We start from the raw sequence: 17,917 nt of genomic DNA, 5'->3' as shown, positions 1-17,917 counted from the left end.
AAAACTCTCCTCGTCCGGTGGCCTCCCCCGCCGGGTCGTGCGCGTCGCACACTCGGGAGTCGTCGGGGAGGGCCGGACTTCAGCATGGACAGTCGGCGCCCGGCCGGAGCGCGCCCTGCATCCGATTCACACGATCGGATGAAATGCGTGGCGAGATTTGCCGGTTCCCGGCCAGAGCGTGCCAAAGGGCCCGGAACCATGTGGTTCCGGGCCCTGTTTCGGACGTCCGATTCCGATCGTTTCGCCGACCGTTGCCGGTGCGTTGCGCGCCCCCGCCGCCCTTCGGCGACCGGTCCGGGACGCTCAGGTGTCGATGCGCGAACGGTCGAGCAGCGCCGCCGAGTTGGTGATGAACTCCTTGCGGGGCGCCACCTCGTTGCCCATCAGCAGGTCGAAGACGCGCTCGGCGGCCTCGAGGTCGGCGAGGTTGATGCGCCGCAGAGTGCGGCGCCGCGGGTCCATCGTGGTCTCCGCAAGCTGGTCGGCGTCCATCTCGCCGAGGCCCTTGTACCGCTGCACGGGCTCCTTGAAGCGGACCCCCTTGCGCTGGAACTCCAGCAGGGTCTGCTTCATCTCGTTGTCGGAGTACGTGTAGTGGTACTTCTCCTGGCCCTTCTTGGGATTGGAGAGCTCGATGCGGTGCAGCGGCGGGACCGCGGCGAACACGCGGCCCGCCTCGATCATCGGACGCATGTACCGCTGGAACAGCGTGAGCAGCAGCGTGCGGATGTGCGAGCCGTCGACGTCGGCGTCCGCCATGAAGATGATCTTGCCGTAGCGGGCCTGGTCGATGTCGAACGTCCGGCCCGAACCCGCCCCTATGACCTGGATGATCGCCGCGCACTCGGTGTTCTTGAGCATGTCCGAGACGGATGCCTTCTGGACGTTCAGGATCTTGCCGCGGATCGGCAGGAGCGCCTGGTACTCCGAGTCGCGCGCGAGCTTCGCGGTGCCCAGCGCCGAGTCGCCCTCGACGATGAACAGCTCGCTGCGGTCCACGTCGTCGCTGCGGCAGTCGGCCAGCTTGGCCGGCAGGGCCGACGTCTCCAGCGCGGTTTTGCGGCGCTGCGCGTCCTTGTGCTGACGTGCCGCGATCCGGGTGCGCGCGGCGGAGACGGCCTTCTCCAGCACCGCGCGGGCCTGCGCCTTGTGGGCCCGGTTGCTCGTGGTCAGGAACGCCTTGAGCTCGCGCGAGACCACGTTGGTCACGATACGCGTGGCCGCCGAGGTGCCCAGCACCTCCTTGGTCTGGCCCTCGAACTGCGGCTCCGCGAGCCGCACCGTGACGACCGCCGTGAGCCCCTCCAGGGCGTCGTCCTTGGTGATGTCGTCCTCGGACACCCGCAGCAGCTTGGCGCCGCGCAGCGCGTCGTTGACGGTCTTGCGCAGGGCCTGCTCGAACCCGGCGACATGGGTGCCGCCCTTGGGCGTAGCGATGATGTTGACGAACGACCGCACCGTGGTGTCGTAGCCGGTGCCCCAGCGCAGTGCCACGTCGACGCCCAGTTCGCGCTGGACCTCGGTGGGCACCATGTGGCCCTGGTCGTCCAGGACGGGCACGGTCTCCTTGAAGGTGCCCTCGCCGCTGATGCGGATAACGTCGCAAATCGGCCGGTCCGGCGCGAGAAATTCGCAGAACTCGCTGATGCCGCCCGAGTAGTGGAACGTCTGCTCGTCGACCGCATCGGAATTTCGCTCATCGCGAACAACGAGGGTCAGTCCGGGGACCAGAAATGCGGTCTGCCGCGCGCGATTGTGCAGCAGTTCGAGGTCCAGCCGGGCTTCCTTGAGGAAGATCTGCCGGTCGGCCCAGTAACGGACCCGGGTGCCGCTGCGGGTGCGCGGGACCTTTCCGACCTTGCGCAGACCGGCGCCCACGGTGAACTTGGCGTCGGGCCCTTCGCCGGTGAACTGGCCCGGCGTACCCCGCCGGAAGCTCACGCTGTGTGTTGCCCCGCTGCGGTCCACCTCGACGTCGAGGCGGGCGGACAGGGCGTTCACGACCGAGGCGCCGACGCCGTGGAGGCCGCCGGAGGCAGCGTACGAACCGCCGCCGAACTTGCCGCCGGCGTGCAGTTTGGTCATCACGACCTCGACGCCGGACATGCCCGTCTTGGGCTCGACGTCGACCGGGATACCCCGCCCGCCGTCGCGTACCTCGACCGATCCGTCCTGGTGAAGTACCACGTCAATGCGGGTGCCGTAGCCGGCGAGCGCCTCGTCGACCGAGTTGTCGATGATCTCCCACAGGCAATGCATGAGGCCGCGGCTGTCGGTGGAGCCGATGTACATGCCGGGCCGTTTGCGTACCGCGTCCAGTCCCTCGAGGACCAGGAGGTGGCGTGCCGTGTAGTTCGAGTGGTCGGGCTCGCCCGCCAGCAGCGCGGTCGACTGCGCAGTCGTCTGGGCGGTCACGCGGTGCAACTCCCCTGAGTCGTTGGGTGCGTCGGGTGTTCCGGTGCAGTTGTCGGCGGCACCGGGGTGCGACCGGGGTTCAACTGCGGCCGTCGGGCCTTGTCCCCCGGTGATCACCTGCGCGGCGCCGGAGCACAGGCTACCGGGGCGCGGTGACCGCTCGGCGGCGGCTCGCCGCTAGAGCCTACCCGATGCTCGAACATTCATTCGATCGCGCGATCGAGTGATGGCATGAACCACCGCACGCCGGGGCACGTCCTTATGCACAGAGACAGACGACACAGACATCCGGGAAGGACGCTCGTACGAACTAAGGGAAAATGGGGTGTGCCCAACCGGGGTCGAACATGACACGATCACCCCCGGGAACGTTCGAGGCTGGTTTGATGTTGTGAACATCGATGCAGTCCTCGTCGAGTAGAGAAGAGGCGACGTGAATTCGGTTCTGACTCCCGCCAGTCCGTTGACGGCCGCCGACCGTTGTGACCGGTGCGGCGCACAGGCATACCTCCGGGTGGTTCTGGCCAGCGGCGGAGAGCTGCTGTTCTGTGCTCACCACGCACGCAAGTTCGAGCCCGAGCTGCGCAAGGTCGCCGTCGAAATACAGGATGAGACCGACCGCTTGACGGCGCCTCGGGCCACCGTGGCCGAAGACGAGCGCTGACCCTGAGACAACACCCCTTCGACAACCCGACGAGACCCGATACGTGCGTCCCCTGAGGATCGCAGCGGTGGCGGCCACCCAAGGTGGCCGCCACCGTGGTCTCTGAAGTCACACACGCAACACGTCCGGCGGTCCGTGCCGCGTGAGTTCGCTCACACGACACCTGGCCGCCACCGGATCGGCACCACGGTGCCGCCCAGTCGATACCGCTAAGTCGATGCCGGGCGGCCGCCCGGCGGGCCAGGGCCCGCGCGAGCGCCGCTCCTGCCGCCTGACCCGGGTCAGGGGCTCATACCGGCCGCTTCAAGGATGTCGTCCGTGAACGCGGCGACCCGCGTGTAGACCCCGGGCTTACGGGGCTGGGCGCAGCCGTCGCCCCACGAGACGATCCCGGCCAGCCGCCCGCCGATCAGCAACGGCCCGCCGCTGTCCGCGCTGCACGCGTCCTTGCCGCCCTGCCGCAGCCCCGCACACACCATCGTGGCGGCGTTGTACGTCCCCCAGACCCCGCCCGGATAGGCGGTCCGGCACGTCGCGTCCGTGGTCACCGGGACCGTCACCTGCCGCAGCACCGGCGAGTAGTCGCCGTTGCCGGTGGTGTCACCCCAGCCGAGCACCGTCGCCGGCGTGTCCGCGGCGTAGACGTTCTCCTGCGCGCCGACCAGCGTCAGCACCGGGCCCGGCAGCGGCTCGGCGAGCTTCAGCACCGCCCAGTCCTTGTCGATGCGGGCCAGGTCGAAGCCCGGGTTCGCGTACCACGACGCCACGCGCGCCTCCCGGCCGGCGGTGGTCCGCAGGTCGGTCCGCGCCTGGATCACCGAGAAGTCGGGCCGCTGCGCCGGCTGCCCGTCAGGCTCGAAAAGGCAGTGCGCGGCCGTCAGCACGCGGTCGGGGGCGATCAGCGCACCCCCGCAGAACTGGCCGGAGCGCGCCGTGCCGTACATCGTCCGGCTCGACAGAGCCACCATCCACGGATGCGCCGCCGCGTCGGCGGGCGAACCGCCCACGACGACCCTCGGCGGGCCTTGCGGCACACTCTCGGCCGCGACCACCGGGCCGCCTTGCACCACCAGCGCCCCGAAGGCCGCGAGCAGCGCGGCGGTGCCGGCCGCGAGGGCCTTGGCCGCCGTACGCCTCAATCCGCCGTGCGGCGGCCCGGCCGCACGGCGGCACCCGCCCGTGTCTCCGAACCCGCCCGTACCCGTCGAACCTGCCGTCCCCGTACTCGTCACCGCAGCCTCCGTCCTCACCTGGCCGAACACGCTGTGTCCTCGATCCATTACTTTCAGGGAACGTCGATCATGGCGGCGCTGCAACCGGTGCCTGCCACCGTCGCCCGAACGGGTGAACATCGAGGGCACACGGCGCCCTTCGCGGCCCCGACGGCCCTTCCTGGGGCCGACCCGCGTCGGTTCGCGCAAGGTGCCCGCGCGGCCCTCGCGCGCAGCGCGGTCGGGGCAGGTCCGCGGGTGGGGAACGCGTAGGGGCCCGGAGGCGGTTGTGCCTCCGGGCCCCTACGCGTTGCGTACTTTGCGTACGTTGCGGACAGCCTCCGCAACCAGTTGTCAGTCCGGCTCTCGGCCGGGCTTGCCATCAGACCGACCGCCCGGCGTCGTGCCGGGCCGCCGACCGGCCGTCAGTCCAGGTAGTCGCGCAGAACCTGGGACCGCGACGGGTGCCGCAGCTTCGACATCGTCTTGGACTCGATCTGGCGGATGCGCTCACGGGTGACCCCGTACACCTTGCCGATCTCGTCCAGTGTCTTCGGCTGGCCGTCGGTGAGGCCGAACCGCATAGACACGACGCCCGCCTCACGCTCGGAGAGCGTGTCGAGGACCGAGTGCAGCTGCTCCTGGAGGAGCGTGAAGCTGACCGCGTCGGCCGGGACGACCGCCTCGGAGTCCTCGATGAGGTCGCCGAACTCGCTATCGCCGTCCTCGCCGAGCGGGGTGTGCAGCGAGATCGGCTCGCGGCCGTACTTCTGGACCTCGATGACCTTCTCCGGGGTCATGTCGAGTTCCTTGGCCAGCTCCTCCGGGGTGGGCTCGCGGCCCAGGTCCTGGAGCATCTGGCGCTGCACGCGGGCCAGCTTGTTGATGACCTCGACCATGTGGACCGGGATGCGGATGGTCCGCGCCTGGTCGGCCATGGCGCGCGTGATGGCCTGGCGGATCCACCACGTGGCGTACGTCGAGAACTTGTAGCCCTTGGTGTAGTCGAACTTCTCGACCGCGCGGATCAGACCGAGGTTGCCCTCCTGGATCAGGTCCAGGAACAGCATGCCGCGGCCGGTGTAGCGCTTGGCGAGCGACACCACCAGGCGGAGGTTCGCCTCGAGCAGGTGGTTCTTGGCGCGGCGGCCGTCCTCGGCGATGATCTCCAGCTCGATCTTGAGCTTCGGAGCCAGCTTCTCGCCGGAGTTGAGCTTGTCCTCGGCGAACAGGCCGGCCTCGATGCGCTTGGCGAGCTCGACCTCCTGCTCCGCGTTGAGGAGCGGCACCTTGCCGATCTGCTTGAGGTAGTCCTTGACCGGGTCCGCGGTCGCACCCGCCACGGCGACCTGTTGTGCGGGGGCGTCGTCCTCGTCGTCGTCGGACAGGACGAAGCCCTGGGTGTTCTCGTCCTCGGGCGTGTCCGCCGCGGGGTCGCCGGGCGGGCCCTCGAGCTCGTCCGTCAGCTCCTCGGCGTCGAGCTCGGGCTCGCCGTCCTTGGACGCGGTCTTCTTGGCGGCCGTCTTCTTGGCCGCCGTCTTCTTCGCGGGTGCCTCGGCGGTCTTCTTCGCCGCGGCCTTCTTTGCGGGTGCCTTGGCGGCGGCCTTCGCCGGCTCGGCGACCTCGTCCTCCGCAGCCGCGGGGGCGGCGGCCGGTGCGGCGGGGCGTGCCGCTGCACCGGAGACGACGGTCTTGGTGGACGTGCGCTTGGCGGTGCTCTTCGCCGCCACGCTCTTACGGGTGCGCTTGGGAGCCGCAGAATCGGCGGCATTAACCACGATGTCCACACCCTCCTGGTCAAGGACCTGGTTGAGGCTGCGTAGGACGTTCTTCCACTGGGTGGCCGGGATCTGGTCGGCCTCGAACGCCTGGCGAATCTCGTCGCTGGCGATGGACCCCTGAGCCTCACCCCGCTCGATCAACGCCTTCACGTTGACGAAATCGGCGATCTCGGGGGGGAGCGAACGGGATGTGCTGGCCGACACAAACAACCTCTCGACGGATCTGGACGGCGTTCGACATAGGAGCCAGTCGGTCGCCGCCTGGCGAACGACACTCAGGCGGGGGCAGTGGTGCAGGACGCCCGGCCGTGTCGGCGACTGTGCTTTCCAACACAGCATTCTGACACTTGCCGGTATTCCTGAACGGCTGCCACCTTCGTACTCATCGGGCTGGACGGCGAAGTGTTACGCGTCCCCTCGGTGGCGGGCGTCACATCGGCCCTCGAGAGGGCGTCACATCAGCCCTCGAGGACCCGGCGGCCCGACGATGCGGACCCCGAGGATCGTCACGTCGTCGTCCCGGTCCTGACCGTCCAGCAGACGTTCCAGGATGCTCGACAGCAGTGGTTCCAAACCTCCCACGCCTCCCATCGCGACTCTCGTCGCGTCGGACCTGGCGACGTCGAGGATCAGGTCCAGCCCCTGGCCGATGCCGCGCGCCCGGTTCTCGATCAGCCCGTCCGAGAAACCGACCAGGACATCCCCGGGGCCGAGCCGCATGCGGTTCTTGGTACGCGGCTCCGCGACCCCCAGCGGGGTCGACGCCTTCCCTTCGTCCACCAGCCTCGCCTTGCCGTCCGCCGTGATGATCAGTACCGGTAGGTGCCCGGCGTCGGCCAATTCGAGAGTGCCCGTTTCCGGGTCGATGACACCGTAGATGAGCGTGGTGAGCGATTCGTCGTCCTCGGTGGCGGTGAAGAGCCGGTCCAGGCCGGTCAGCACGGCCACCGGGTCGGGGTCGGTGAACGCGAGGGCGCGCAGGGCGGCGCGTACCCGGCCCATGCCGGCCGCGGCGGTCAGGCCCTTGCCGATCACGTCGCCGACGACGATCGCGACGCGGCCTCCGGGGATCCGGAACACGTCGTACCAGTCGCCGCCCACCTCGAAGTCCGGGGCGCCGGGCAGGTAGCGGTAGTCGAACTCGACGCCGTCGACGTCCGGGAGGCGGTCGGGCAACAGGCTGCGCTGGAGTTCCACGGCGGTACGGTGCTCGCGCTCGTAGAGCCGCGACCGCTCGACGGCCAGCGCGCACTGGCCGGCGAACGCCTCCAGGAACACCCGGTCGCCGGGGTCGAAGACGCGGGCGTCGCGGAAGGTGAAGCGGATGGCTCCCAGCGGTGTTCCGGAGCCGAGCAGCGGCAGGACCACCCACGCGCGTTCGCCGGGCGGCACGTCGGGGCGGGCGCGCATGCCGGGCACGGTTGCCGAGTCCTGCTCCTGCGCCGTGCTGCCGGAGGCGGCGGCGGTGGCGGCGGAGGCGGTGGAGGCTGAGGTGGAGGCAGGGACGGCGTCGGGCACGGGATCCGAATCGGGCGCGGAGCGGGGCGCGGAGCCGGCGCCGGTGTCCGGGGCGGGCCCGGCGTACACCGGGACGCCCTCGCGTACCGCGCGCATGAGCGCGTCGGGCCACTCCGCGGGGATGACGCGCATGCGGCGCGACGACCGGGCGGGCGGCACGTTGGGCCACGGGAACACCGGTGCCACGTCGTCGACGAGGTACAGGTCGGAGTCCATCGCGTCGATGCTGCGGGCGAGTTCGGCGACGGCCGTGTCGACCTCGGAGACGGTGAGCGCACCGGCCAGGCGCGCGGTCATCAACTGGAGGCGCGAGGTACGCCACTGGCTCGACCACAGCAGTTCCTCGCGGTGCCGGTTCTCGGTGACGTCGGAGACAACCGCCAGGACCGCGCGCACCGAGCCGCCGGGGTCGCGTACGGGCACCCAACGGGACTCCAGGTGGCGCGTTTCCGGCCACTCGGGCGGCGCGAGGACGACGTCGGACTCGGCGTACCCCTCCGCGTGGCCGAAGACCATCGCGATGGTCTTCTCGACCTTCGAGGCAAGCCCCGCAGGGAGTAACTCGCTTGGCCGGCGCCCGATATGGTCGGCGACCGGAAGGCGGTTGATGCGGGCGAGCGCCTCGCTCACCCGCAGGTACCGCAGGTCGCGGCCGTAGAGGGCGAACGCCACCGAGGAGTCGCCGCAAAGCGCGTCGAGCATCGCGCCGGCGAGCGCCTCGGCCGCCGCGGACGGGCCGTCGCGCACCATGTCGTCGGTCACTGCGTCATTCCCCACCTGTCGTCTCGGTCCGCCCGGACGCCGTGCTGGACCGGTCCGAAAACGCGTCGGACATCGAGGGTAATCACGTCCCCCGCCTTACCGGGAGTGATTTGGCGTGACTCTCTGCGTGGCTCGCCGCGTGCCTCGGACGGGCCGGTGCCGAACGCTGCCGGAAACGGGGCGGCGTCGGCGGCCCGACGTACGGGTACCGATCCGGTACCCGCGGAACGGGCCGCCAACGCCTTGATGTTGACGATCTGTCAGGCTTTGGGAAGCCTTCTTCGGCCGCCCTGGGTGTGAACGGGTCAGCCCTCGCGCGGGGCGGGGAACAGCCGGTCGACCTCGGGGTGCACCGCGAGCAGCGACCGCATCGCGGCCTCGGCGCCCTCGCCGTCACCCGCCGCGACGGCGTCCACCAGGCGCGAGTGCAGCGCGACCGAGGCGTCGGACAGATGTTCGCAGCCGGCCGTGTGGCCTCCGGAGACCTGGAGCGCCGACGCGACGATGCCGGCCAGGTGCTCGAGCATCCGGTTGCCGGCGACCTGCAGCAGCAAGCCGTGGAACTCGGCGTCGGCGCGCGAGTAGGTCATCGGGTCGGGCTGCGCGACCGAGCGCTGCATGATGACGACGACCTCGGTGAGCCGGCGCACGACGTCGGGGTGGTTGCGGCAGGCGGCCATGTGCGCCGCCAACGGCTCGATGCCCCAGCGCAGTTCGAACAGTTCGCGACGCTGGGCGTCGCGCTGCGGACCGCACGCGCGCCACTCGATGATGTCGGGGTCGAGGAGGTTCCAGTCGGCGACGGGACGCACGCGCGTGCCGACGTTGGGACGGGCGCTGACGAGGCCCTTCGCCTCGAGGACGCGGAGCGACTCGCGGACGACCGTACGCGACACCTCGAAGCGCTGGCCGATCTCCTCCGGAACCAGCGGGCGTTCGGCGCCGACCTCGCCGGCGACGATCATCTGGCCGAGCTGCTGCACCAGTTGGCCGTGCAGGCCGCGGCCCCGGCCGCCACCGGGTTTGCGGGGCGCGCGCAGGGGCTCGAGGTCGGAGCCGTCCCACGCATAGTGCTGCGGGGGCAGGCTCTCGGTGCCGGTCATCGACAGGTCCGCAACGGCCACCCGGTAGGGGTCGGCCGGCGACGCGACGGTGGTCGCGCCCGCGGTGGGCATGGGTTGGTGGGGAGCGATACTCACGCTCCTTCATCTCGGCGCGGCGCGGGCCGGGCTTGAGCCGTTCCGACGATCCCGGCTGAAAAAAACACGAAAGGGTGATCGGCCTTGCGTCGCCGTCGCTCGTCCGTGCGACAGGGCTGCGCCGGACGTGGTTCTTCGGGGTGTTTCTTACGAAAATATGCCTCTGCGTGGTTTGTTGGGTTTCGCCGGATGGGGTTCAGCGGGCTGCGTGAGCGGCCTGACAGCGACTCGAACGGGCGCGTAGTTCCGCGCATTACCCGTGCAGTTGGCGACTCGAACGGGCGGGAAGATCAGCGCGATACGCGTGCAGTTGGTGCGTCAGCGGGCGTCGCGCCGGGCGAAGACGATCGCGGCGAACAGCAGCGCGCCGGCGGCCCACCCGCCGAACACGAGTGCGCCCTCGCGTGCGGCCAGCCCCGTACCGCCGGTGGACAGCATGCGGTTGGCCGCGTTGAACGGCAGGTACTCCACCCAGTCCTGGAAACGTTCCGGCAGGGCGAGCCCGACGGCCCGACCGATCATCGGCTCGATCACCAGCGGCACCGCGGCGAGCAGTCCGGCCGCGATCGCCGCTCCCCGGGCCAGCACCCCAACGGCGACACCCAGCGCGGCCGCCAGCGCGAGGTAGACGACGTAGCCGAGCAGTACGCGCGGCGCGGGCGCCTGGTCCCACACCAGCGCCCGGAACTCCGGTCCGAACACCGAGGCCGCGACGACACCGTTCACCGCGAGCCCCAACACGGCCACCACCGCGCCGAGGATCGCCGAAACGGTGACCTTCGCCGCCAGGGCCCGGCTGCGTCGCGGCAGGGTCAGGAGCAACGTCGGCAATGCCGTGGGCCGTTGCTCGCGTGCGCACGACAGGACGGCCGCGAACAGCACCACCAGCGCCGCCAGCGGGGTCGCGGGTCCGGCCGCTCCCGCGGTCAGGACCTGTGCCGCGTCGCCCGCCTGCACGGGAACCTCGCCCAGGTCGCGGGCCTCGACCCAGGTGGCCGCCCCACCGACGACGAGGACGCCGAACGCCGCGCCCCAGGTGGCCCGTACCGTGCGCAGCCGGGCCAGTTCGTAGCGGATCGCGGTCACGCGTTCACCTCGTCTGCGGTCGCGGGGGTGGCTGGGGTGGAGTTGCCGATGGTCGAGCCGTCAGAGGCGGCCGGAACGGCGATGGCGGAACCGGCCGTGGCGGAACCGGCCGTGGCGGAACCGGCGTTGACGGGACCGGCGGTGGCGGGGAGATGCGGCGGTGGCGTCCGCGGGCGGGTCACGCGTTCACCTCGTCGGACATCTGGTCTCCGGTGGCGGCGTCCTGGCCGCGCGCGAGCCAGCGGCGGCGCTTGGGGCGACGGTGGTCGGCGCGGTTGGGATGGTCTGCGTAATCGGCGTGATCCGCGTAGTCCCCGTGGTCTGCGTCGTCGGCGTGGTCCGCTCGGCCGTCGGCGCGGCCGACGTCCCGATCCGCGGGCGCGCCGCCGGAGGAACGGGCGGAGAGAGGGTGTCCCGTATGCCCGGAACCGCCGTGCGCCGGACCGGCGCCTGGCGGGCCGTGGTCCGCCGGGGCACCGGACTCGGCGGCGGGAGCGGGAATCGACGCATCCGCCCGCACGGCGTACGAGCCGGCAGAGGAGGCCCCGGAGGAGCGCCCGCCGCTTTCGGCGCCGACCCGCATCGCCACGGTCTCCGGCCCGGCGGCCTCGGCGCGCCTGCGCAGCGCCTTGCGGCCCGCACGTCCGGAGGGGCGGCGGGAGGCGTCCGCGAGCAGGGCCAGCGCGGCGTGTTCCGCGGCGGCCGCCCGCGAGCGCGCGGTCACGGCGCAGAAGGCGTCGGCGACCGAGACCTCGCGCTGCGCCAGTTCGTGGATCAGGACGCTGCCGCGGAAGGCGATCTCGCCCACCCGGGCGCGGTCCGCGCCGGCCACGGTGAGCACCGCGCCGCCGTGCGCGTGCACGCGGAGGCCTTCGTGGCGCAGCAGTTCGGAGAGGCGGTCGACCTGAGGCGTGCGTACGTACACCTCATGGCCGTCGGCGCGGCCGCGGTACTCGGCCGCCGACTCGTCGGCCACCAGTCTCCCGCGTGCGAGCGCCAGGACACGGTCGGCGCAGTCCGTGAGCTCGCTGAGGCCGTGTCCGGCGACCAGGACGGTGCGTCCCTGGGTGGCGTACGCGCGCAGGAACTCCCGGAGCCAGCGCACGCCTTCGGGGTCCTGCCCGGCCGACGGCTCGTCCAGGATGAGGGTCTGCGGATCGCCGAGGAGCGCCCCGGCGAGGCCGAGGCGGCCCAGCGCACCCGACGACAGCGAGCCGACGCGTACCCCCGCGACGGGTGTAAGGCCGACCAGGTCCAGGACCTCGTCGACGCGCCTGCGCCGGATGCCGTGCGCGGCCGCGAGGACGCGCAGTTCGGTGCGCGCGCGGCGGCGTGCGTACGCGGGCTCGGCGCCGAGCCAGGCGCCCACCTCGCGGGCGGGGTGTCTGAGTTCGCGGTAGCGGCGGCCGCCGAACAGGGTCCGCCCACGGCCGCGCTCGAGCTGCAGCATCAGGCGCAGCGCGGTGGACTTGCCGGCCCCGTTCGGCCCGATGAACGCCGTGACCTGGCCGGGCCGCACCGAGAACGACAGCCCGTCGACGGCGAGCGCACCGCCGTGCTTCCGCGTCAGCCCCTGGACCTCGATCATCGCGTTGTCCCTCGTCGTCCTCGTCGTCGCTGGAATCGCCCGTTGCCGGATCGTCCGTCGCCGGAAGCATCCTCATGAACATTTCGGACAGTACAGGGACGAATGCGGATTTAGTTGTATCCATGCCGCATAAGCGAAGAAGAATCTGAATAGCAAAGGAGAAGCTCAACTCTGGACACGGATCTCGGCCGGGAGGGACCATCGGAAGACCGACCATGAACGCTCGGAGGCCGGCATGTCCCCCATGTATCCAGCCCCCAGGTATTCCGGCGTCACCCGTGTCCCGCCCGCCCCGCCCGCCGCCGACGCGCTGTCCCTGCTGCGCGTCGGCCTGGCCGCCAAGAATGCCGACTGGGCCGAGCAGCTCCGCTCCGGCCTCCGTCAGCTACGGGCCGACCTGCACGAGCACATCGCGGCGACGGAGGGGCCCGACGGGCTCTACGACGAGGTCCGACGCAGCGATCCGCGGCTCGCGGGCGCGGTCACCCGCCTGCGGCGCGAGCACGGACGGCTGAGCGCGATGCTGGACGACCTCAACGCCCGGGCGTCGCGCGAGCCGGACGATCCCGCGGACCCCGGTGGCATGCGCCCGCGCGTACGCGAACTGCTCAAACAGTGGGGCAGCCACCGCAGGCGCGACAACCAGCTCGTCTACGAGGCGATGTCCCTGGATATCGGCGGACAGGACTGAGCCGGGGAGGTGTCCCCGCTCCTCGTTCCGCGCACGCCCGCGTTCCGACCCCGGGTCGGGATGCGGCGTCCGTGTCTTGGGGCCGGTGTGCGCGCCGCGCTGTGTCATCCGCGGCCTCCGCACTCTCGCGCCGTCTGCCGCGGGGCCTATGCCTCGGCGCGTACGCCACGGGGCCTATGCCTCGGGCCGCAGCATCGGCGGATTGAGCTTCTCCGCCGAGCCTCGCCGGAACAACTGCGCCGGACGCCCGCCCTGACGCGTCGTCGTGCCGCCCGTCGGCACCAGGAAGTCCGGGGTCCCCGTCACCTTGCGGTGGAAATTGCGCGGGTCCAGCGCGACGCCCCACACCGCCTCGTACACCCGGCGCAGCTCGCCGACCGTGAACTCCTCGGGGCAGAAGGCCGCCGCAAGCGACGAATACTCGATCTTCGCGCGCGCCCGCTCCACCCCCTCCGCCAGGATCCGCGTGTGGTCGAACGCCAGCCGCGAACCGTCGCCGAGCTCGGCGGCCGTGGTCCACCGCGCACCGGCCGCGTCACCACCCGGCCGCGGCGCGGGCAGGTCGGGCGCGAGCACGAGGTAGGCCACGCTCACCACCCGCATGCGCGGATCACGGCCCGGGTCTCCGAAGGTCGCCAACTGCTCCAGGTGGACAGGGAGTTGGTCCAGACCGGTCTCCTCGGCAAGCTCCCGGGCGGCGGCCGCCTCCAAGCCCTCGTCCGGCCTGACGAAACCGCCGGGCAGCGCCCACTGGCCCTGAAAGGGCGGCTCACCGCGGCGAATGGTGAGCGCGTTGAGCGTGTGGTCCCGGACGGTGAGCACCACGAGATCGACGGTGACTCCGAAAGGCGGGAACTCTGAGGCGTCGGAGGGCGACATGAGTCGATCTTAGTCGTCTGCCTGACGATAAACAGCCGTCCTCGCGAATCGGCTCGTCCGTCGGCGCGTTCACCGACCCATCGGTCGGCTGATTCGGTGAACCGGGCGGAGGGTCGCGCGGTGAGGTGCCCGACGACGCATCCGGTGGGGCATCCAGTGCGGCACTCGGCGAGTCCTTGACCGACTCCTTGGGCCGGTCCGTGGACCGGTCCGTGGGCCGGTGCGTGGACCGGTTCATCGGCCGGTCCTTGAGTGTGTCCTTGAGCGGGGCATTCCAAGGTGTCACTCCGCGAGTTGGAAGCCCTCGGGCGCCTCCTCCACGACCGCCTGCCCCTGCCGGTTGACGCGAACTGTGAACGCCTCGCCCGCGATGCGGAGATCGGCGAGTTCCAGCTCGCCGAACGCCGGTGCCACGGGCGGGCGTACGATCACGCGTGCCTCGGGCGCCTCGGGCCGCACCCCGGCCAACGCCACCAGCGCGGGCAGGACCGCGGCCGCGGAGCGGGCCAGCGGACGGCAGGCAAGGGGATGGGCGACCGGGGCGTGGCCCGGCACGCGCTGCTCGCCCGCGTGCATCTCGGGCATGCGGTACCCGAAGTACGGTGCTGCTTCCAGGAGTCCGGAGAGCAGCTCGTACGCCGCCTCCGCCTGGCCCGAGACCGCGAGCCCCGCCACCGCGACACACGTCTCATGGGCCCGCACCACCCCGCCGCGCACCGCCAGCGGGTGGTACCCGTGGGTGCGCGACCCCACGCCGCGCAGCCCCCACCCGCAGTTCAGGTCCGGACTCAGCAGTCGGCGGGCCACGTCCGCGCAGCCGTCCTCGTCGAGGATCCCCGTGCCGGGCAGCTGGCCCATCGCGGAGTTCGGCACCGACACCGGGCGGCCCGCGGCATTGAGCGCCGCGGCGTAGAACACGCCCGCACCGTCCTCGGTACGGAACCGCTCCCGGAACGCGCTCGCCAACTTGTGCGCACGCGCCTCCCACGCCTCGGCGGACTCGGGGTCCCGCTCGCGCAGCAGGACCGCGGCGTGCCACGCCGCCTCGTACATCTGCCCCTGCAACTCGCAGGGTGCCGGACCGCCGGGGCCCAGTCGGACGATGCCGTCCGGGTCGGCGTCCATCGTGGCGGCGACATGGCCCAGCGCCCGGTCGAGGTGCGGGAGCAGCGGCTCGGTCTCGGAGTCGGACAGGCCCCAGCGCCGGGCCTCGCCGAGGAGCGTCACGTACAGCGCGGTGGTGCCCACGCAGTCGTAGCGGGGTGTGCGGCCTCCGGGCCCCAGGGAGTGCGGGATCCGGCCGGGCGCCTCGCCGGTCGCCGGATCGGCACGGGAGCCTTGGCGGTCCCCGAGCATGCGGAGGGTGCCGGCCGCCAGGCGGGTGCCGAGCGGGAGCAGCATGCGTGCCGTCCACAGGCTGTCGCGTCCGGTCGGTGTCAGCTGCCAGGGGGCGCCTGCCGCGGGCATGGGCACCGTTCGGTGCTCCGGATCGGCGATCAGGAGCCCGCGCAGGTCCATCAGACTCTGCCGGACCAAGGCGGCCACCCGGAAGTCGTCGCACCGCACCCGCGCCTCCGACCACGGCGGCGGCCCCAACGGCGCACGCGGGGCCGGAATCCCCGGCAGCCCGGCGCTCACTCCGGCACTCGGGGCGGCGCGTACTCCCCCAGGCTCGCCGGTGACCCGCAGCTCGACCGTCCACGACGTGGCCGGCTCCAGGGTGATGTCCCAGCGCAACAGGCCCGATGCCGCGAGCGCCGTTTCCGGTGCGGGCGCCGCGACCGCGCGTACGCCCCAGCCGTCGGACGAGGTCCAGCTGAGCCCGCCCGGGCACACGCGCGCGGGCAGGTCCGGCCCGCGCCGGCCGTTGCGCAGCTCGGACAGCGGTGCCAGGTCGGTGCCGAGTGTCAGTTCCACCGGCACTCGGACCGGGCGGGTCGCCGTGTTGCGCACGACGACCCGCTCGCGTCCGTCCGCCTGCCTCGTGCGGTCCACCACCAGGACGGGGTCCGGGGTGGGGTCCGCGACGAACCGGTGCATGGCCAGGAACCGCGCGGCCCCCGAGCCCACCACGTGGGACGACAACGGCTCGGGTTCGCTGCCCCCGATGGTCACCAGCGAACGTGCGAGCAGTCGACGGCCGTCGTGGAACAGCCCTTGGACACCCCGGCCGCGCAGTTGGCCGTCCAGCGGACAGATCGCCATCCCCGGGGCGTCGACGCAGATCAGCGCGTCGTGCGCGAGGGGGTGCGGCGTTCTGGTCCCGGTCACGTGAATGCTCCTCGTCGGCCTGCTGCGCTCGTGGATCCGCCCACGGAGGCCAGAGGACCGCCCCCGTGCCGGTCACGCGGCACGCAGCGCTTCGCGTGCCCGTTCCCATGGGCAACGCGCCGACGGGCCTGGGGTCACGCGGATCCGCGAGATGAAGCCGATTCGCCACGCCCGCAAGGCACACGCCACCCCGGCACGCCATACGCCCTCGCGCATCCCCGGTGGATCATGGAGGCTTGCGCCAGACCGACGCACGGAACCCGGGAGAACGGCACGTGATCAAGACCGGCGACTCCGATGCACCGTCGGCCGACGACGCCGAACCACACCTGAGGACACTCCGTTGCCACCCATCCCGCTGACGTTCAGCGTCCGGGAGGCCGACGGGTCGTGGATCGTCAGCGGGACGGTGGCCCAGGCGAGCGAGGTCATGGACCTGCTCACGCACTCGGCGAACGGCACGGTCGTGGTCATGGACCAGGCGACGACCAGTTTCTGGAGCCCGGCGCGCGAGTTGTGGATCCGTCGCTCGTTGCCGCCGAACTGGGAGTCGAATGTGTCGTGCACCGGGTCGGCGCGTGGGCCGCGGCCACCCCGGGCCTGTCGGACGAGCTTCTGGTGATGCGGCGTAGCGATCTCCCCCACTTTCTGGACGGCAGTTGGTCGCCGTAGTTCGTCGCCGGCCGATAGCCGCCGCTCACGGCGGGTCCCGCGGCGGCTCGGGGTCGGTCGTGGCCGACTTGTCGGGAACGACGGGCGGGGTTTCCGGTGGGGTGGCGCGCAACGGGCGGCGGGCGGGGAACAGCAGGTGGCGGGCTTCGGCCGGGTCGAGGCGGCTGTTGATGGCGGTGTGGAGCAACTGCGCGAGCCGGTAGGTGGGATCGGCGTCGAGGGCGCGGTTGACGGCCACCCGGGCGAAGGCGGGCTCGTCCCCGGTCCAGGCCGCCCACGCGACCAGGCACAGCGGCGCGGCGGAGTCCGGTGGCAGGGACCGGCGCGCGAGCGCGGTCCACAGAGCCGGCAGCGCACCGTCCTGCCACGACATCGCGTGGTCGCGGGCTTTGCGGTCGTCGAGGCCGAGGACCAGTCGAGCCGCCTCGTCGTAGGTCATCGAGCGGTCGCCGCCGGCGAATCGGGTCCGGGCGGCCTGGAGGAGGGCGATGGTCTCGTACCGGACGCCGTCCTCACCGTCGCCGCTGCGGCGTGCCAGTTCGGCGCGCCGGTGTGCGAACGCCTGCCGGACCGCCTCACGGGCGATGAACTCCGGTGGGCGTACCCGGGCCGCCAGTTCGGACAGCGGGATCGGCGGCGGGATGCCGGCCGTCACGGCGGCCGCGGCGACCGCCGTGTGCCGCTCGGCCGGGAGCGGCGTGCCGCCCGGCGGGCAGCAGGCGTGGATCCGGCAGATGTACGACCACACCCTGCCTTTCTGCACGCAGGCGGATTCCTGAAGGACGAGGCCGCGACGACGGCAGGCGCCGGCCACCGCCTCGGCCAACGGCCGGTAGAAGTCCACACCGCGGGTGCCGTCGCGTGGTGGCGTGTCGACGTACACGATCGACGACAGGAAGCGGACGCCGTGCTGGACGAGTTGCGCCGTGTGGTGATGGGCTGCGGACGCGAATCGTTCGGGCGGCGGCAGGTCGAGGCGCAGGACGGGGCCTACCCGGCCGTCCTCCGGCCGGACGCCGAGCAGCACGAGGCTGTCCGTGGGCTGGGCACCGAGCAAGTAGGGGATCGCCTCGGCCAGTTCACTCGGCGTGGCGACCTTGATGACGGTCGTGGCGGACATCGGGGTGAGGGCTGTTTCGCTCATGCATCGAGCCTGCGGCACCCCGGCGGCCGTCCAGCC

At 71.8% G+C, this 17,917-nt stretch carries 14 protein-coding genes; 3 read left to right on the top strand and 11 right to left on the bottom strand.

The window, feature by feature from the left end; all coding sequences use genetic code 11:
• Positions 1-303: 303 nt before the first annotated feature.
• Entirely contained in the window at positions 304-2,415 is a 2,112-nt protein-coding gene (locus tag ACWD12_RS35125; protein WP_450102991.1) for a DNA gyrase/topoisomerase IV subunit B, read from the bottom strand.
• Between the two features lie 433 nt (positions 2,416-2,848).
• Between ACWD12_RS35125 and ACWD12_RS35120 the strand changes: the two genes are divergently transcribed.
• Positions 2,849-3,079 carry a DUF7455 domain-containing protein gene (locus tag ACWD12_RS35120; RefSeq protein ID WP_358354152.1) on the top strand — a complete coding sequence of 77 codons (231 nt, stop codon included), beginning with the start codon at positions 2,849-2,851 and terminating at the stop codon, positions 3,077-3,079.
• 281 nt (positions 3,080-3,360) lie between these two features.
• Here the strand turns inward: ACWD12_RS35120 and ACWD12_RS35115 are convergent, their stop codons facing one another.
• The 7 genes from ACWD12_RS35115 to ACWD12_RS35085 all read right to left on the bottom strand — a co-directional run bounded on the left by ACWD12_RS35115 (position 3,361) and on the right by ACWD12_RS35085 (position 12,224).
• Entirely contained in the window at positions 3,361-4,311 is a 951-nt protein-coding gene (locus tag ACWD12_RS35115) for a S1 family peptidase (protein WP_450102990.1), read from the bottom strand.
• 404 nt (positions 4,312-4,715) lie between these two features.
• A complete protein-coding gene (locus ACWD12_RS35110) occupies positions 4,716-6,281 on the bottom strand; it encodes an RNA polymerase sigma factor (RefSeq protein ID WP_358364170.1) in 1,566 nt (521 codons plus the stop codon).
• Positions 6,282-6,524: 243 nt separating this feature from the next.
• The gene (locus tag ACWD12_RS35105; protein WP_450102989.1) at positions 6,525-8,351 is read right to left on the bottom strand and encodes a SpoIIE family protein phosphatase; all 1,827 of its coding nucleotides are present in this window, start codon (positions 8,349-8,351) and stop codon (positions 6,525-6,527) included.
• A 305-nt stretch (positions 8,352-8,656) separates the two neighbouring features.
• Complete coding sequence (locus tag ACWD12_RS35100; RefSeq protein WP_435839217.1) at positions 8,657-9,526, bottom strand: FCD domain-containing protein; 870 nt, start codon at positions 9,524-9,526, stop codon at positions 8,657-8,659.
• Positions 9,527-9,868: 342 nt separating this feature from the next.
• Entirely contained in the window at positions 9,869-10,636 is a 768-nt protein-coding gene (locus ACWD12_RS35095; RefSeq protein WP_358364166.1) for a hypothetical protein, read from the bottom strand.
• Positions 10,633-10,818, bottom strand: coding sequence for a hypothetical protein (locus ACWD12_RS35090; RefSeq protein ID WP_450102988.1), 186 nt, complete (start codon positions 10,816-10,818; stop codon positions 10,633-10,635). Before ACWD12_RS35090 ends, ACWD12_RS35095 begins: the two co-directional genes overlap by 4 nt.
• On the bottom strand, positions 10,815-12,224 hold the full coding sequence (locus ACWD12_RS35085) for an ATP-binding cassette domain-containing protein (protein WP_450102987.1): 1,410 nt from the start codon (positions 12,222-12,224) through the stop codon (positions 10,815-10,817). The genes ACWD12_RS35090 and ACWD12_RS35085 overlap by 4 nt, the downstream gene beginning before the upstream one ends.
• A 235-nt stretch (positions 12,225-12,459) precedes the next feature.
• Here ACWD12_RS35085 and ACWD12_RS35080 point away from each other — a divergent pair, with 235 nt between their 5' ends.
• Positions 12,460-12,915 carry a hemerythrin domain-containing protein gene (locus ACWD12_RS35080; RefSeq protein ID WP_450102986.1) on the top strand — a complete coding sequence of 152 codons (456 nt, stop codon included), beginning with the start codon at positions 12,460-12,462 and terminating at the stop codon, positions 12,913-12,915.
• A gap of 174 nt (positions 12,916-13,089) precedes the next feature.
• Here the strand turns inward: ACWD12_RS35080 and ACWD12_RS35075 are convergent, their stop codons facing one another.
• Both ACWD12_RS35075 and ACWD12_RS35070 read right to left on the bottom strand, forming a co-directional pair.
• The gene (locus tag ACWD12_RS35075) at positions 13,090-13,794 is read right to left on the bottom strand and encodes an NUDIX hydrolase (protein ID WP_450102985.1); all 705 of its coding nucleotides are present in this window, start codon (positions 13,792-13,794) and stop codon (positions 13,090-13,092) included.
• A gap of 282 nt (positions 13,795-14,076) precedes the next feature.
• The gene (locus tag ACWD12_RS35070) at positions 14,077-16,065 is read right to left on the bottom strand and encodes an amylo-alpha-1,6-glucosidase (protein ID WP_450102984.1); all 1,989 of its coding nucleotides are present in this window, start codon (positions 16,063-16,065) and stop codon (positions 14,077-14,079) included.
• A gap of 343 nt (positions 16,066-16,408) precedes the next feature.
• On the opposite strand from ACWD12_RS35070, the gene ACWD12_RS35065 reads away from it, so the two are divergent.
• A complete protein-coding gene (locus ACWD12_RS35065) occupies positions 16,409-16,687 on the top strand; it encodes a hypothetical protein (protein WP_450102983.1) in 279 nt (92 codons plus the stop codon).
• Between the two features lie 75 nt (positions 16,688-16,762).
• Here the strand turns inward: ACWD12_RS35065 and ACWD12_RS35060 are convergent, their stop codons facing one another.
• Positions 16,763-17,881: a DUF4192 domain-containing protein gene (locus tag ACWD12_RS35060; RefSeq protein ID WP_450102982.1), complete on the bottom strand. Its 1,119-nt coding sequence runs from the start codon at positions 17,879-17,881 to the stop codon at positions 16,763-16,765.
• Positions 17,882-17,917 lie beyond the last annotated feature (36 nt).

This window comes from Streptodolium elevatio, assembly GCF_053592165.1.
The sequence above is the reverse complement of the archived record's forward strand: the minus strand, read 5'-3'. Positions and strand labels throughout refer to the sequence as shown.

What these genes read in the sequence shown, in the direction of transcription:
- ACWD12_RS35100 (WP_435839217.1), bottom strand. Translation starts at nt 9,526, where the DNA reads ATGCCCACCGCGGGCGCGACCACCGTCGCGTCGCCGGCCGACCCCTAC.
- ACWD12_RS35085 (WP_450102987.1), bottom strand. Translation starts at nt 12,224, where the DNA reads ATGATCGAGGTCCAGGGGCTGACGCGGAAGCACGGCGGTGCGCTCGCC.
- ACWD12_RS35080 (WP_450102986.1), top strand. Translation starts at nt 12,460, where the DNA reads ATGTCCCCCATGTATCCAGCCCCCAGGTATTCCGGCGTCACCCGTGTC.
- ACWD12_RS35075 (WP_450102985.1), bottom strand. Translation starts at nt 13,794, where the DNA reads ATGTCGCCCTCCGACGCCTCAGAGTTCCCGCCTTTCGGAGTCACCGTC.
- ACWD12_RS35060 (WP_450102982.1), bottom strand. Translation starts at nt 17,881, where the DNA reads ATGAGCGAAACAGCCCTCACCCCGATGTCCGCCACGACCGTCATCAAG.